General features: G+C 69.8%; 17 protein-coding genes and 1 pseudogene. 10 read left to right on the plus strand and 8 right to left on the minus strand.

Translation table 11 applies throughout. From position 1 onward, the window contains the following. A pseudogene (locus tag ACZ5VQ_RS38410) lies at positions 1-1,291 on the plus strand (hypothetical protein); the annotation flags it as partial. Positions 1,292-1,482: 191 nt separating this feature from the next. Here the strand turns inward: ACZ5VQ_RS38410 and ACZ5VQ_RS38415 are convergent. Further along, entirely contained in the window at positions 1,483-2,463 is a 981-nt protein-coding gene (locus ACZ5VQ_RS38415) for a quinone oxidoreductase family protein (RefSeq protein WP_469109030.1), read from the minus strand. A 69-nt stretch (positions 2,464-2,532) separates the two neighbouring features. Here ACZ5VQ_RS38415 and ACZ5VQ_RS38420 point away from each other — a divergent pair, with 69 nt between their 5' ends. Together ACZ5VQ_RS38420 and ACZ5VQ_RS38425 are read left to right on the plus strand one after the other, a co-directional pair. Continuing rightward, positions 2,533-3,159, plus strand: a complete 627-nt coding sequence (locus tag ACZ5VQ_RS38420; protein ID WP_469109031.1) for a TetR/AcrR family transcriptional regulator — start codon at positions 2,533-2,535, stop codon at positions 3,157-3,159. Between the two features lie 69 nt (positions 3,160-3,228). Beyond that, positions 3,229-3,738 (plus strand): nuclear transport factor 2 family protein, encoded by a 510-nt coding sequence (locus ACZ5VQ_RS38425; RefSeq protein ID WP_469109032.1) that lies wholly within the window; start codon positions 3,229-3,231, stop codon positions 3,736-3,738. 38 nt (positions 3,739-3,776) lie between these two features. Here ACZ5VQ_RS38425 and ACZ5VQ_RS38430 read toward each other — a convergent pair whose 3' ends face one another. Next, on the minus strand, positions 3,777-4,130 hold the full coding sequence (locus ACZ5VQ_RS38430) for a winged helix-turn-helix transcriptional regulator (protein ID WP_469109033.1): 354 nt from the start codon (positions 4,128-4,130) through the stop codon (positions 3,777-3,779). 1 nt (position 4,131) lies between these two features. After that, positions 4,132-4,761 (minus strand): TetR/AcrR family transcriptional regulator, encoded by a 630-nt coding sequence (locus tag ACZ5VQ_RS38435; RefSeq protein WP_469109034.1) that lies wholly within the window; start codon positions 4,759-4,761, stop codon positions 4,132-4,134. 66 nt (positions 4,762-4,827) lie between these two features. On the opposite strand from ACZ5VQ_RS38435, the gene ACZ5VQ_RS38440 reads away from it, so the two are divergent. Then, positions 4,828-5,148: an EthD domain-containing protein gene (locus ACZ5VQ_RS38440; protein WP_469109035.1), complete on the plus strand. Its 321-nt coding sequence runs from the start codon at positions 4,828-4,830 to the stop codon at positions 5,146-5,148. A 20-nt stretch (positions 5,149-5,168) separates the two neighbouring features. Here the strand turns inward: ACZ5VQ_RS38440 and ACZ5VQ_RS38445 are convergent, their stop codons facing one another. Continuing rightward, positions 5,169-6,098 carry an SDR family NAD(P)-dependent oxidoreductase gene (locus tag ACZ5VQ_RS38445; RefSeq protein WP_469109036.1) on the minus strand — a complete coding sequence of 310 codons (930 nt, stop codon included), beginning with the start codon at positions 6,096-6,098 and terminating at the stop codon, positions 5,169-5,171. Positions 6,099-6,156: 58 nt separating this feature from the next. Next, on the minus strand, positions 6,157-7,044 hold the full coding sequence (locus ACZ5VQ_RS38450; RefSeq protein WP_469109037.1) for an SDR family NAD(P)-dependent oxidoreductase: 888 nt from the start codon (positions 7,042-7,044) through the stop codon (positions 6,157-6,159). A 71-nt stretch (positions 7,045-7,115) separates the two neighbouring features. Between ACZ5VQ_RS38450 and ACZ5VQ_RS38455 the strand changes: the two genes are divergently transcribed. After that, complete coding sequence (locus ACZ5VQ_RS38455) at positions 7,116-8,045, plus strand: LysR family transcriptional regulator (RefSeq protein WP_469109038.1); 930 nt, start codon at positions 7,116-7,118, stop codon at positions 8,043-8,045. Between the two features lie 6 nt (positions 8,046-8,051). Here the strand turns inward: ACZ5VQ_RS38455 and ACZ5VQ_RS38460 are convergent, their stop codons facing one another. Continuing rightward, positions 8,052-8,471: a VOC family protein gene (locus ACZ5VQ_RS38460; protein ID WP_469109039.1), complete on the minus strand. Its 420-nt coding sequence runs from the start codon at positions 8,469-8,471 to the stop codon at positions 8,052-8,054. Positions 8,472-8,526: 55 nt separating this feature from the next. Between ACZ5VQ_RS38460 and ACZ5VQ_RS38465 the strand changes: the two genes are divergently transcribed. The 3 genes from ACZ5VQ_RS38465 (at position 8,527) to ACZ5VQ_RS38475 (ending at position 11,152) form a co-directional block, all read left to right on the plus strand. Next, on the plus strand, positions 8,527-9,135 hold the full coding sequence (locus ACZ5VQ_RS38465) for a TetR/AcrR family transcriptional regulator (RefSeq protein WP_469109040.1): 609 nt from the start codon (positions 8,527-8,529) through the stop codon (positions 9,133-9,135). Between the two features lie 367 nt (positions 9,136-9,502). After that, the gene (locus tag ACZ5VQ_RS38470) at positions 9,503-9,706 is read left to right on the plus strand and encodes a DUF6417 family protein (protein WP_469109041.1); all 204 of its coding nucleotides are present in this window, start codon (positions 9,503-9,505) and stop codon (positions 9,704-9,706) included. 345 nt (positions 9,707-10,051) lie between these two features. Continuing rightward, positions 10,052-11,152, plus strand: coding sequence for a hypothetical protein (locus ACZ5VQ_RS38475; RefSeq protein WP_469109042.1), 1,101 nt, complete (start codon positions 10,052-10,054; stop codon positions 11,150-11,152). A 190-nt stretch (positions 11,153-11,342) separates the two neighbouring features. Here the strand turns inward: ACZ5VQ_RS38475 and ACZ5VQ_RS38480 are convergent, their stop codons facing one another. After that, complete coding sequence (locus ACZ5VQ_RS38480; protein WP_469109043.1) at positions 11,343-11,555, minus strand: hypothetical protein; 213 nt, start codon at positions 11,553-11,555, stop codon at positions 11,343-11,345. Between the two features lie 69 nt (positions 11,556-11,624). After that, positions 11,625-11,939: a DUF6233 domain-containing protein gene (locus ACZ5VQ_RS38485; protein WP_469109044.1), complete on the minus strand. Its 315-nt coding sequence runs from the start codon at positions 11,937-11,939 to the stop codon at positions 11,625-11,627. 151 nt (positions 11,940-12,090) lie between these two features. On the opposite strand from ACZ5VQ_RS38485, the gene ACZ5VQ_RS38490 reads away from it, so the two are divergent. Next, entirely contained in the window at positions 12,091-13,104 is a 1,014-nt protein-coding gene (locus ACZ5VQ_RS38490; RefSeq protein WP_469109045.1) for a DNA polymerase Y family protein, read from the plus strand. 34 nt (positions 13,105-13,138) lie between these two features. Next, positions 13,139-13,588: a hypothetical protein gene (locus ACZ5VQ_RS38495; protein WP_469109046.1), complete on the plus strand. Its 450-nt coding sequence runs from the start codon at positions 13,139-13,141 to the stop codon at positions 13,586-13,588. Positions 13,589-13,614 lie beyond the last annotated feature (26 nt).

Genomic DNA, 13,614 nt, shown 5'->3' on the forward strand with positions numbered 1-13,614 from the left:
ACCCGCCGAACACGAGACCAACTACTACCTCACCAGCAAAAAAAACCCAGGTCACAACCACAAGCTGAGATCTCTACCGAACCCGGAACGGCTCATCTCGATCCAGCCCGCCCGGCTGCGCATTGGCCGGTACAAGGGCCCTGTGGAGAGGTTCTTCCGCACCTTGCGCGAGGGTCTGCTGGAGGTGCTGCCCGGCTACAAGGGTCCTGACATCCACTCCCGCGGCGAGCACCCGGAGGGCGAGGCATTCTTCTTCCTCGACGAATTGGAAGCGATCATCCGGGAGTGGACGGCGACGGTCTACCACTGCCGCCCTCACGCCGGTCTGGTCGATCCGGGAGTGCCGGGGCTTCGGATGTCTCCGGCGCAGATGTTCGAGCACGGCATCGCCCGCGCCGGTTACATCGAGGTCCCCCGGGATCCGGACCTGGCCTTTGAGTTCCTGAAGACGAATTGGCGCACGGTCCAGCACTACGGAGTCGAGATCGGTCGCCGACGCTATCGCGGCCCCGGTCTGCCTGCTCCCGGGATCCGCAGCCCGTACGACGGCCCGGTCAAGAACAGCTGGCCGTTTCAGGTTGACCGGACGACTGCCCGCCGCCGCACCCTGTTCACCGACTGGCAACGCTTCATCGACCTGCGGGCCTGGCGAGAACTGCAGAAACGGCTGCGCTCAAATCCAGCCCCGGACGACCAGCACGCCCAGCGCTGGCTCTTCCACACCCTGACCGGCTCACCACCGCGCCTCGCACACCCCGACATCGCGCCCACTACCGCCTCCCAACGCGCGCAGTACCAGCGCTTCCGCTGGCGGATCCTGCCCGCCGAGCACGAACTGCTCCAGCACACCGCCCGCGCCCTGCTCGACGGGCACGGCATCGACGAACCCCTGCAATGGTCCCCATGCCCGGACGCCGCCGGTGTGCGCAACCTGGAACTGCCGGGCCCTGCCCCGGACAGCATCACGGTCGCCCGGCTCCATCAGGCCGTACCTGGCGGCGATTTCTCCATCGCTCGCCTCGCCCAGGCTCTGGACACCACCACGGCACATGTCATCTACCTGCTGTCCCGGTACCCGGTCGACTGGAGCCCGCCGCGGTTTCGCCGCACCCAGCACACCGCCACCCGTGTCCGGCAGTGGCGCACTTGGTACGAGCAAGACCATCTCTCGCTCCAGGACATCGCTGAGCGCGAAGGAACGAGCCTTGCCACCGTGCGCCTGGCGCTGCTTAAGAACGAGATCCCGCTCCGCCCGGCTGGCTCCTATCCGGGCCGCCCAAGAAGACGATGACCCGCACGCGACACGCCCGCCGCACTCTCAGCGCAGGACGTCTAAAGCCGGGTGCATCCACCACGGACACCCGGCGGTGGTGGATGCTGCCGAGGCCGGCACTCCGCCCCCAAGGCGCTCCCCCAGACCGAAGTCATGGGCAGAGCCCGATGTTTTGATGCCTGGCGTCACGCGCGGGTCGGCACTACTTGTCACGGAAAGAGCACGAGCTTGCCGCTGGTTGTCCGAGACTCGATGTCACGGTGAGCCTGGGCTGCATCCTTGAGCGGGTAGCGTCGGCCGATGTCCGGGATCAGGATGTTGCGCCGCGTCAGGTCGAAGAGGTCCGCGCTGTGGCGCAACAGCGCCTCGCGGGTGGGGATGTGGTCGCGGAAGACCGGGTAGGAGATTTTGATGCTGTTGGGCAGTTCGCGCATGTTCACCACGGGTACCGCGCCGATGACCGCGCCGTAGTACAGCAGCAGCCCATGCCGGCGCAGGACCTCCATCGAGGCTCGGAAGGTGGTCTCCCCTCCACCGTCGAAGACGACGTCTACACCCTCACCCTTGGTCTCCAGTACGGGGCCGACGAAGGCGTCGCCGGTGGACACTACGGTGTGGTCGGCGCCGCTGTTGCGGGCAGTCTCGGCCTTCTGCTCGCTGGAGACGATGCCGATGACCTTGCCGCCTCGCGCCTTGATGAGCTGGGTCAGCCTCTGGCCCAGTCCGCCGGCCGCGGCGTGCACCACGGCGACCTGGCCGGGCTGCACGTCGGCGGCCTCGGTGACGAAGTGGTGGGCGGTGATGCCTTGCATCATCAGGCTCGCGGCGACCTCGTCTGAGATGTCGTCCGGTACCGGCACCGCGTCGGTGGCGGACAGCACGATCTGTTCCGCGTACGAGCCGTAGGCGTACACCCAGGCGACCCGGTCACCGACGGCGAACTCGGTCACCCCCTCGCCCAGCGCACTCACCCGGCCGGCGCCCTCCACTCCGGGTACGAAGGGCAGGTCGCCGGTGGCGGCGCCGAGCCGACGCGCGCCGGTGTCCATGAAATTCACCCCGGCCGCGGCGATGTCCACACGGATCTGGCCTGGTCCGGGCTCGGGGACAGGCCGGTTGGTGATTCGCAGTTGTTCCGGTCCGCCCAGTTCTTCCACGAGGATCGCTTGCATCTCGCGCACCTTTCTCATCGTTCTGTTTCCTCGACTCTCTCTCGCATAAAATGGACCAGCAAGTCCATAAACTGTGGTGGAGGATCAATGTCCGTCGGAGGAACGAGTGCGCCACGACTGACCGCAAAGGGCCAGGCAACCCGGCGTCGCATCGTGGAAGGCGCAGCCGAGGAGATCCGCGAGCGGGGCATCGCGGGGACGACTCTCGACGACATCCGTGCACGCACCGCGACCAGCAAGAGCCAGATTTTCCACTACTTCCCCGGTGGGAAGGAGGAGTTGCTCCTCGCGGTGGCTGCCCGTGAGGCCGAGCGCGTCCTCGAGGACCAGGAACCGCACCTGAGCGACCTGGGCACGTGGTCGGCATGGCAGGGCTGGCGGGACGCGGTCGTGGCACGGTACGAGCGGCAGGGCGTCAACTGCCCGCTCGGCATGCTGATCACCGAGCTGGGCCGCGCCACGCCCGCCGCCCAGGCACTCACGAGCCAGCTGATCCGCCAGTGGCAGGCGGCCCTGCGCACCGGCATCCGGCGCCTGCAGGACAACGGCGAGGTCGACCGGCAACTGGACGCCGACCGCACCGCCGCTGCCCTCGTCGCCGCGGTCCAGGGCGGGGTGACCATCCTCATGTCCACCGGCGACCTCACACACCTGGAGGCGGCCCTCGACACGACCCTGGCACTCCTGCAGACCGCCGCCCCGGCCCCGCGGTGACACACGGGCCGACACTTACTTTTTTGTCCGTACTTACGAACCTGCAGACGCCGAACTAGCGTGAAGGACATGACACACCACGCACCCCCCGTCGCCGTCGGACACACCCCTGACCAGCGCCTGCAGTACCTCGCGGACCGAATTGAGATCCAGGACCTCATGGTGCGGTACGCACTCGGCCAGGACCTGCACGAAGACGGTGACAACGATGTCCTCGACCAGTGGGACACCGTTTTCGCCCCAGAGGCCACCGTCGACTACTCCGCGGCCGGCGGCGCCGCACTGAAGGACATTCCCTATCGCACGCTCGTGAACGTGATGCGCGGCACCGACGGGTCCATGAGCGGACTGCTGAAGTGGCAGCACTTTCAAGGGTTCTCGACCGTCGACATCGATGGCGACACCGCCCTCGCCCGCACTCAGCACCTGCACACGCACAAGGGCGGTGCCGACGGGCAAGGCTGGAATCTCATCCAGACCGGCTTCTTCGTCGACCGGCTCGTACGGCGCCCTGAGGGGTGGCGCATCGCCCACCGCACCTTGGAGATCATCTGGATGGACACCTTCCCGACCGCCTGACCGGCCCGCGGTCCTCGCGACCAGGCCCCGGGCTCCCGCTACGCGTCGATGTGGCGCGCCTGGACCGACCAGTCGTGCAGGGCGTCGAGCGCCGTCGCGAGCGCGCGTCCGGCCGCGGTCAGTTCGTACTCGACGTGCGGGGGCACCTCGGGATAGACGATGCGGCGCACGACTTTGTCGGCCTCCAGTGCGCGCAGCTGCTGGATCAGCATCTTCTGGGTCACCTGCCCGATCGCCCGTTCCAGGTCGGAGAACCGGCGCGGCTGGCGGACGAGGAGATGATGGATGATCAGCAGTTTCCACCGGCCCCGGAGGACGCCAAGGGCGTGCTCGACGCGGCTGATGGAGCAGTCCGGGGCCGATGTTCCGGTGGATGTCTCCCGTTGTTCCATGTCACTGACTTCCATCCTCAAAACGGCACGAGGGTGCCGGCCCGGCGGGGTGGGCGGTGAGTGCTGCCACCAGTCGGCGGTTGGCCTCCTGCGCCGTCATGCCCCAGTCCCACTCGGCCTTGTGCAGGCGCAGGGAGACCACTCCGTGCCAGGCCGACCACAGCAGGAGGGCTGCGGCGAAGGGGGCGTCAGGGTCGGCCCGCCGGGCCAGGTCCACGATCCGCCGCTGCAGACGCGGGCCGTGCTCGGCTCTGGTGGCCGGGAGTTCGTCGCCGCTCTCGAAGAGGAGCTGGTAGGCGCCGGGGTGCTCCAGTGCCCAGGCAATGTAGGCGTCACCGGCGACCACCAGCCGGTCGGCACCTTCCGCCGCGTCGTCCAGCGCCGCTTCAACGGCCTCGATCAGGGAGGTGTACTCGGCGTCGAGGACCGCGGATCGCAGGTCGGCCTCGGAGGGGAAGTGCCAGTAGACCGCCGACGGTGCGACCCGGCACGCCCGCGCGATGGAGCGCAGGGACGGCACCGCGACGGGCTGTGGCTGCGCCAGCATGGCCACAGCCGCGGCGACGAGTTCGGCACGAAGATCCCGGCCGCTCCTGACTTCTTCCGTACGCCCCATCCGATCATTGAACACCTGTTCATTGTAAGCTGCAATGAACAGGTGTTCAGCAGGCGATCGGAGACGGTGATGCTCACGCTCATGACGGTGATACGCAAGCGGCCCGAGGTGTCGACGGAGGACTTCCGCCACTTCATGGAGCACGAGTACGGCCCGACGTACGCGACGCTGCCCCAGGTGCGGGAGTACGTGCAGTACTACCTGTCGGACTCCGGACAGGACGACGCGGAGGAGCCCATCGACGCCATCGTCCGGATCGGCTTCGATTCGGAGGCGACGATGCGCGAGGCACTCGGCACGCAGGAGTACCGCCGGGCGCACGAGCTGCGGAAGGCGTACATGCGCGATACGTCCGTCGGTATTCACTCGGCCGTACTGGAGAGGCAGGTGCGGTTGGTCTAGGAACGCGGAGGAGGGGCGCTTCAGATCGCCTGGGCGAGCAGGCTCTCCGACAGATTCCACAGGCGCCGGGCATTGTCCGCGTCGACGGCGTACCGGGCGACGCCGTGCAGGGTGCCGGTGCGCCGGTCGACGACCTCGGTCTCGTTGCAGTCGACGAAGTAGCGGCCGCCGATGCCTTCGAGGAGGGGCGAGGTCGCGAGGAGGACGGAGGTCGCGGCGCCCTGTTCGACCGTCTTGATCAGCTCGGCGGGCACCCTGCCGCTGCCCCGGCCGCCGGTGTGGCGCTGCAGGTTGGTGTAAATGGCGCCGGGCATCAGGGCGTTGGCGGTGATGTTGTCGTTGGCCCAGCGGCGGGTGGCTTCCACCGCGAAGAGGACGTTAGCGGTCTTGGACTGCCCGTAGGCCAGCCAGGGATGGTAGGGGCGGAAGGCGAAGTTGACGTCGTCCCAGACGATGGGGGACTGCTGGTGGCCGGTGGAACTCACCGCGACGATGCGGGCGTTGCCGTCGGCGGCCAGCGCGTCGTGCAGCCCGGTGGTGAGCGCGAAGTGGCCCAGGTGGTTGGTGGCGAACTGCCACTCCCAGCCCTGTTCGGTGTACTGCTCCGGGCTGGCCATGACGCCGGCGTTGTTCACCAGGACGTGCAGTGGGCCCTGCCAGGCTGTGGTGAAGGCGGTGACGGACTGGGGATCGGCGAGGTCGAGGTGTGCGAGCTGAACGTCCTGGTTGCCGGTTGAGGCAGTGATGTCCATGGCGACGCGTTCTCCCGCCGCCATGTCCCGCACGGCGAGCGTGACGCTTGCTCCGGTGCCGGCCAGGACGCGGGCGGTCTCGGCGCCGAGGCCGGACGAGGCGCCGGTGACCACGGCGCGGCGGCCGGTGAGGTCGATCCCCTTCGCCACCTCGGCGGCTGTGCTGGAGAATCCGAAGGGAGTGGTGATGGTGCTCATGGGTGAGTCCTTGCTGTGTGCTGCATCGCGTACTGGGATGTGGGGCGTTCCTGTGGGGTCAGGGCGTGACCATGCGGTCCTGCTCCACCGGGGGCGTGCCGTCGTGCCAGTCCAGAGCCTTGCCGTAGCGGACCAGTTCGCCGTAGAGGGTGGGGTCGACGTGTTCGGTGAAGACCAGGTCGAGTACGGCTTCGGCGGCCTGGGCCGGCGTCTGGGCCTGGCTGTAGTCGCTGAACCAGGGGCGCGAGGTGGCGGTGTCCACCATGCCGGGGCACACCGACGCGATCAGCGTGCCCGCGGCGAGGTCATGGGCGCGGCGCTCGGCGGCGACCGCACGGACGGCCGCGACCTGAGCCACCTTCGAGGGCACGTTCAGCCAGAGGGGCCAGCCCGCCTCCTGCGTGGTCCGGTGGTGGATGGCACTGCGCCACGACTCCACGGCGTACTCGACCTGGTCCAGGTCCGCGCCGTCGAAGAGGTGGTGCAGGCGGGGGTCGAGATGGCCGAGAGTGCCCAGGCTGCTGGCCACAACGAGCAGTCGTCCACCCGGCCGCAGGATGGGGCCGAGGGCGCGCAGGATCGTGTGCGTGGCCGTGTTCGATACGTCGATGAACTCGTCGGCCCGCTCGGCCTGCGACTCCTCCGGCAGCAGGCGGGCGACGGCGTTGGAGATGACGACGTCGACTCCTCCGTGCCGGGCGCGGAGGTCATCGGCGAGGGCGGCGACGGCGTCGCTATCGGTGACGTCCAGGACACGGCCCTCGACGCGGGCCCGGGTGCCGGGCAGCAGGCTGACCTCGTGGGCGGCCTTCGTCACACGCTGGTGGTTCCGGCCGGTGAGCAGGACCAGGTCGTCCAGATGCATGCGGGCCGCCAGCCCTTCGGCAAGGGCGCGGCCGAGTCCTTGGTTGGCGCCCGTGACGAGGGCGATACGTGAACCGTTCATGCATCCCACGCTAGGAACGCCGTGTTCATGAGTCCAACGAAAGTTCAGCACGGCTAGTATGCGTAAACGTCATGGACTTCACTGATGTGTCGCTCACCGCGCTGCGCGTCTTCCGTGCCGTCGCCGAGCAGGGGACCTTCACCGCGGCCGCCGCGTCGCTGGGTTACACGCAGTCGGCGGTGTCCCGGCAGATCGCGGCGATCGAGCGGGCTGCGGGCGCGGAACTGATCGAGCGGCGGCGCGAGGGCGTACGGCTCACTGCGGCCGGGCAACTCGTCATGCGCCGCGCGACGGTCGTACTCGACGAGATCGACGCGACCGCACGCGAACTGTCCGGCCTACCCGGGCAGGCCGCGACGGTTCGGCTGGGCTGGCTGCCCAGCGCCGGTGCCGCCCTCGTGCCCCGCGCCCTGGCCGCCCTGCGCCACACGGACCCCGGCATTCAGGTCGTCGGCCGGGAGGGCGGCACTCCCGCGCTGGTGCGCGCCCTGCGCGCCGGCAGCCTCGACCTGGCCCTGCTCGCCTCGGCCCCGCCGTTCCGCCCGCCGGACGACGAGTCGCCCCCGCTCGCCCTGCAGACGCTCACCGAACGCGCCCTGTGTCTGGCGGTGCCCGCGGCGCATCCGCTGGCCCGCGGCGACTTCGTCGACGTGGCCGACCTGCGCGGGCAGCGCTGGATCGCGAGCTCCGCCTCGGGCGAGGACCGTCTGATGGGAGTGTGGCCGGGACTCGACGAACGGCCAGAGATTGTCCACACCGCCCGCGACTGGCTCGCCAAGCTCCAACTCGTCGCCGCGGGCTGCGGATTGACCACGGTGCCCGCAGCGCTGGTTTCCGCCGCACCGCCAGGCGTCCGCATCCTGCCGGTCCGCGGCGGCCCCCAGGAACAGCGACGCCTACTTCTCGCCCGCCCTCCTCAGGCGCCGAACGAGCCGGTGACTCGTGTGGCGACGGCCCTGCGTACGGCAGCCCTCAGCTCCGGTACGCCTGATTCCTCTTGATGCCGGTCAACCCTGTTCCGTTTCGATCAGCTCGAGGAGGTTGCCTTCCGGGTCAGCAACGTAGGCGTACCGCATCCCTTCGGTCGCTCCGGGTGCGGGCGGTGACACCGCCCCGGCACCGCACGCTGTGGTCAGGCGCGCAAACGCCGCGTCAAGGTCTGGCACTTGAAGCGCGAGGTGCGTGAAGGTCTGCGCGGAGGTGGCCGCGAACGGATCGGTGTGCGCGACCGGGCTCGAACCGGAACGTTCGACGAACTCCACACGCAGCCCGGCCCCGTCACTCAGCACGACGGTGCGGACACCCGCCTCCGGCATCTCGATTCGCTCCTCTGCTTCGGTGAGCCCGAAGGCATCGCCATACCAAGCTTCCTGAGCGGCGAGGTCGGCGACCGAGAGGCTGACGTGATGGAAACAAACAGCGGTCATGACAACTCCCACGGTTAATACCATTTACCTGGTAAGTGATGTTAACCTTAGCCCCATGAGCTCTCCTGTCAAGCGCCGCCCCACCGGCCATCACCACGGGGACCTGCGCAACGCCCTGCTGCGAGCAGCCCTGGAACTGGTCGCCGAACGAGGTCCGCACGGCTTCACCCTGGCCGAGACCAGCCGCCGCGCAGGGGTGAGTGTCGCGGCGCCGTACAAACACTTCGCCGACCGCGAAACGCTGCTTGCGGAACTCGCCACGCAGGGCTACCGCCAGCAACGGGATAGATTCGCTGCAGCCCTGGCCAGCAGCGAAGACCCGGTGGAGCAGCTCGCGGCCTTCGCGTCCGCCTACGTCCGCTTCGCCGCACAGGAACCGGCCCTGTTCGACATCACGTTCCACGCGGGTTTGGACAAGTCCCGGTTCAACGACCTGGCCGCCGCCGGCGACGAGGTTGCCAACCTCCTTCTCCCCACATCCCGCCGCCTTGCCCCCGACAAGGACCACGCATTCGACTTGCTGCTCCGCGTCGCCAGCGCCGCCCACGGGCTTGCCGTGTTCCTTCGTCAGGGCCTGTTCGGCATGGATGGCGAGGCTCTCGCCGCCACGGAGGAGAAGGCTGCCCGCACGGCCCGGGACATCGCGCGGCAGAACGACACCTGATCTCTTCCTACGCCGGCACTCTCCACGCCGATCATCCTGATCGCTGGCTGCGACGCGGAGGGTGCTTGCCGGCCGCGATGGCTGAACCCGCGTCAGGCCGCTGATCAGGTCGCCGTCACCTTGGTTGGGCGCCGATCCAAGGATTCGGACACTCCCGTGGAACTCCACGTCCGGGACACGGAGTGAGACATCAGCTCAGGCCGCAGGTCGCGGCGGCGCAGTGTGACACCACCGCTGAGATCCCACAATTCAGCCTACGAGCGACTCCGCGCACCGGCACGCGCACCGCCACCCCCTGCCGGGGGCGATCCCCGGCAGGTGCGGCTCTGTGCGTGACCGGCCAGGCGCTGGGGACGTTGCGCAGGCTATGGACGACGACTCGCTTGACCTTGATTCCGCCGGCTTTGCCCCCGGGGAGGACACCGCGGAGCGGCTGGCTCTGCTGACCCTGGATGAGTCGCACGACTTGCTCCGTCTGCTGCAGACGGTTGCCCAGGAGGAGGGGCCACTCTCGCTGGACGTGGACCGGTGGGCGCGGGAGATCGCCGGCCGTATTCCGTCGGAGAACTGAGCGCAGTCGCCTTCCCTGATGCCGATCCCCGAAGACGGCCACTTTGTAAGACGGCCACTCTGTACTCGGCGTTGGCCGGACCTGCTCACGTGGGCTCCTCGCCTGCGGGTCGTTGGGCGGGGGGATCCCTCGCCACCGGGGCCGTCCGGGCGATTGGGGCGGGCCTTTGCGGAGTCGGCGGCGTGTGGTTGATCTTGAACGGTGGAGGGCGTGGCTTGCTTCCTGGGGGCTGATCGCCCCCTTGACGAAGGAGCAGCATGTTGCCCAGGCCGTTCGCAGCCCCCGTCCGTGCGCGCTGATTCCGCCTCTTCTCCCTCCCGGCGCCGTGGTCTTCGGGCTGCTGCGGTGGCGCTGGCCCTGACCGGTTCGCTGATGCCGCTGGGCACGGGCACTCCGGCCCGGGCGGCGGAGAGCAAGAAGGAGTACCTGACCCCGGGTACGTACAACTGGCAGGTGCCGGGTGGGGTGACGAAGGTCGTCGTCAACATCTACGGGGCCGGTGGCGGTGGAGGCGGCGGTGGCGGTGGGGCCGCCGGAGCGGGCGGTGGCGGTGGCAGGTCTGCCCTGTTCAAGAACGCGGGCGGCGGCGGAGGCGGTGGCGGGGGCGGTGCGGGCGGCGGAGCAGGGGGTGGTGGCGGGGGCGGTGCCCACCTGGAGTGCCTGCTCCAGAAGGACGCCGCCTTCTTCCTGACCGTCGTCGTCGGGAAGGGCGGCGCCGGTGCGGCCGGAGGAGCAGGTGGCATGACGGGGGAGACCTGGGGCGAGGGCGGCAGCGGGAAGCCCCTGATTCCTGGTGGCGGCAGCAACGGGAAGAGCGGCGAAGCGGGACGGCCTGCCACCGACACGCAGTCCACCGGGGAGTCCTCCTTCGTGAACGGGCTTGAGGCCAGAGGTGGCTCGGTCGGCAAGCCCGGCACCGGTGGGCGCAGTGGCAGCGGTGGTGGAGGTGGCTACGGCGGAGAGAAAGAGCGGGGGCGCCGGCGGCGGTGGCGGCGGTGCGACCGGCACCGGGCAGGGCGGCGACGGCGGGAAGGGGCGCAACGCCAGCTACAACTACTTCGACTGCAAGAGCGCGTGGACGAACAAGAACGGCCCCAACGGCAGCACCGGTGGTGTGGGGAAGGCGGGGGAGGCCGGGGGTGCCGGGCAGCGGGGGCAGGGATCCAGAACGGTACGACGACTGGCGGCAAGGGCGGCGGCGGGGGTGCAGGCGGGGCGCCCGGCAAGGGCGCGGTGGCAGCGTACGGCGCGGGCGGTGCCGGTGGCGCCGGTGGCCGCGGCGGCTACGGCGGTTCTGGCGGAAAGGGCGGCTGCTTCGACAACAACCTGGGAACGGCGGCCGGTGACTGCGTGGGCGGCTCCACCGGCATCTACGGTGCTGCCGGCGACAAGGGCGGCACAGGTGCCCAGGGCGCCGGCGGAGCCGTCATCATCACCTGGTCCTGAAAACTGACCGGCACCATCGACCGGGGCCGGCCGGGCCGGACACTTCAACGGACCGGCGGCGCCGCGATCCTCGCTCGCTGAACCGCCCCACTCGCTTCAAGGCCCCATGACGCGCCGGCGCTCGCAGAAGTACTCCGCTCCGGGCCGCTTCACCCGACCGTGTGGAGGCCGGGCACGCAGGCCCCGCCGGTCACCCCGCCTGTGCGCGGGTGTTGTTGAAGCGGACGCCAGTACCCCAGCTCTCCCGGGCGGTGGCCATGCACCAGTGGCACAGGGGCAGGCCTCCGCCGCTGTATTTGTGGGTGCTGCGCTGGCAGCCGGAGCAGGGTCCGACCATGCTGCTGGAGCAGGTGAAGGTGGATGGGTCCGGCTCGCTGATCGGCGGCGGGAGAGTACTGGTCATCAGGGGCAGCCTGTTCTGGGGGAGGGGCGGGTGCAGTGCAGTGAACGGGACCGGAGGGGGCAGGGCCGGTCAGCGCGCTGTAGCGGCGAGGGCCGGGCGGGCGGGTAAGCCGAGGATGTCCAGAGCGGTGTCGGGCTGGCAATGGCTGCAGGCCCGCACTCCTGACGCGAGGAGCCGGCGGGCTTCGTCGCGGCCCACCGGGCGCCGTCGTTTGCCTGCGGCGTAGCAGCCGCCCATGTGGACCTCGGCGGGCGGCCGTCCGTCGCCGATGCCGAGTTCGACGATCCACTCCGGCTCCGCGGGCCGGACCCGCCGCCCGTGCTGCTGCTCGGCTTCCCGCTGCCGGAGAGCGGCGATCTTGTCGTCGATGCGCTGCAGCCACATGGCATGCCAGATCCTTAGTGCATGTAGTCGGCCCAGGTCAGGGGGCAGGTCGTCAAGCATGGTCCGTCCCGGGGATCTTCGGCTGCGGGGCTGCATCTCTCGCGTGTTCGAATGCCAGTTCTATATGGTGAGTGTAGTGGAGGTGGGTGCCATGGCGGTGGAAGCGGTGTCGGGAGATCAGCGGGTGTCGAGCGTGATGCATGTGCGCTGCCCCGACGGGCTGGCGGAAGAGACGTACCGGCAGGTCCTGGAACTGCTCGCGGACCTGTCCCCGGTCGTCCAGGCTCTGCCACCCTCCGCAGCTCTGGTGGAGCTGAAGGGTGGCCTGCGCTACCACGGCACCGATACCCGCCGGCTGGGAGAGGTACTGCGGGTAAGGACCCTCTCCCGCCTTGGCATCGACGTGCGAGTGGGCGTCGGGCCGACGATCACGGTCGCGGCCACCGCCTCCGGCCAGATCGACGCCCCCGGCGGCGTCCTCGCCATCGACCCCGACCACGTCGTCGACTGGCTCGGTCCGCTGCCCGTCGAAGCCCTGCACGGCATCGGCCCGAAACAGGCGGCGGCGCTGCACGACTACGGCGTGCACTGTGTCGGGCTGCTGGCCGCGGTCCCGCCGGCCACCGTGCAGCGCCTGCTCGGCGGCCGCGCCGGACGGATGGCCGCCGACCGGGCCCGCGGCATCGACCCCCGCCCCGTGGCCCCACGCGCCCTGCCCGCCACCCTGACCGTGCGCCACACCTTCGCCCAACACACCCTGGACGGCGCGCTGGTCCGTGCGGCCCTGCTGGACCTGGTCGTGCAGCTCGCCCACCAGCTGCGCGGCCGCGGGCAGGTGGCCCGCGGCCTGACGTTGGTACTGCGGTTCGCCGGCGGGACCTCGTGGGAGAAGACGCGCCGTCTGCCGGAGGCCTCCGCGCACGACGACGACCTGCGCACCCTGGCCTACCGGCTCATCGATGCCGCGGGCCTGCAGCGCGGCCGCCTGACCGGGCTGGTCCTCAAGGGCGAGGACCTGGTCGCTGCCGATCAGGTTGCCCAGCAGATCAGCCTCGATCAAGCGCGCGAGGTTCGGCTGGTCGCTGAGACGGTCAGCGATCGGATCCGCGCGAAGTTCGGGCCCGGCGCGATCGGCCCGGCCTCCACGTTCCTGCGCGTCTCATGACCGGGCATCCGGCCCGCAGGTGGAGGTGAGAGGGATGCTGCTGGATCCGCCCGGCTGGCCGGGCTGTGCTCAGGGCCTGCCGCACTGGCCCTACCTCCAGGCCGTCGACCAGGCGCTCACCGGCCGCGGGATCCCGCCCGGAGCGGTCTGCATCGATCGGGCCGGCCGCGCGCACGGTGACATCATGTCCATGGAGCTGAGCTGGGACGTCAGCCGCACCGCCGGTCCGGGAGGCGTCCGGTTCCACTGGGATGAGGACACCGGCTGGTCCTACGCCACGGTCCGCCTCATCCGCGACAGCGCGCTCCCACGCCGCCCTCTGGCCCTGCTCCACCGGGTGTTCGCGGTGCCTGAGGCGGTGGCGGAGGCTGCGGAGAGCCTGGTGCGGTCCTGGCGTACGCCCACCGGCGAGTACGGCGCTGAGTGGGACCAGGCCCGCGAGGTGCGCGCAGCGATCGACGCGTTTCGCCAGTCGGTCCGTTAGCCGGCGCCGCTGACGTCCTTCTACTC

It is taken from the genome of Streptomyces sp. NPDC033178, assembly GCF_055577685.1.

Excerpts from the sequence above, each read along its gene's own strand:
- ACZ5VQ_RS38415 (WP_469109030.1), bottom strand. The coding sequence starts at position 2,463 with ATGAGAAAGGTGCGCGAGATGCAAGCGATCCTCGTGGAAGAACTGGGC.
- ACZ5VQ_RS38420 (WP_469109031.1), top strand. The coding sequence starts at position 2,533 with ATGTCCGTCGGAGGAACGAGTGCGCCACGACTGACCGCAAAGGGCCAG.
- ACZ5VQ_RS38425 (WP_469109032.1), top strand. The coding sequence starts at position 3,229 with ATGACACACCACGCACCCCCCGTCGCCGTCGGACACACCCCTGACCAG.
- ACZ5VQ_RS38430 (WP_469109033.1), bottom strand. The coding sequence starts at position 4,130 with ATGGAACAACGGGAGACATCCACCGGAACATCGGCCCCGGACTGCTCC.
- ACZ5VQ_RS38440 (WP_469109035.1), top strand. The coding sequence starts at position 4,828 with ATGACGGTGATACGCAAGCGGCCCGAGGTGTCGACGGAGGACTTCCGC.
- ACZ5VQ_RS38445 (WP_469109036.1), bottom strand. The coding sequence starts at position 6,098 with ATGAGCACCATCACCACTCCCTTCGGATTCTCCAGCACAGCCGCCGAG.
- ACZ5VQ_RS38450 (WP_469109037.1), bottom strand. The coding sequence starts at position 7,044 with ATGAACGGTTCACGTATCGCCCTCGTCACGGGCGCCAACCAAGGACTC.
- ACZ5VQ_RS38455 (WP_469109038.1), top strand. The coding sequence starts at position 7,116 with ATGGACTTCACTGATGTGTCGCTCACCGCGCTGCGCGTCTTCCGTGCC.
- ACZ5VQ_RS38460 (WP_469109039.1), bottom strand. The coding sequence starts at position 8,471 with ATGACCGCTGTTTGTTTCCATCACGTCAGCCTCTCGGTCGCCGACCTC.
- ACZ5VQ_RS38465 (WP_469109040.1), top strand. The coding sequence starts at position 8,527 with ATGAGCTCTCCTGTCAAGCGCCGCCCCACCGGCCATCACCACGGGGAC.
- ACZ5VQ_RS38470 (WP_469109041.1), top strand. The coding sequence starts at position 9,503 with ATGGACGACGACTCGCTTGACCTTGATTCCGCCGGCTTTGCCCCCGGG.
- ACZ5VQ_RS38480 (WP_469109043.1), bottom strand. The coding sequence starts at position 11,555 with ATGACCAGTACTCTCCCGCCGCCGATCAGCGAGCCGGACCCATCCACC.
- ACZ5VQ_RS38485 (WP_469109044.1), bottom strand. The coding sequence starts at position 11,939 with ATGTGGCTGCAGCGCATCGACGACAAGATCGCCGCTCTCCGGCAGCGG.
- ACZ5VQ_RS38490 (WP_469109045.1), top strand. The coding sequence starts at position 12,091 with ATGGCGGTGGAAGCGGTGTCGGGAGATCAGCGGGTGTCGAGCGTGATG.
- ACZ5VQ_RS38495 (WP_469109046.1), top strand. The coding sequence starts at position 13,139 with ATGCTGCTGGATCCGCCCGGCTGGCCGGGCTGTGCTCAGGGCCTGCCG.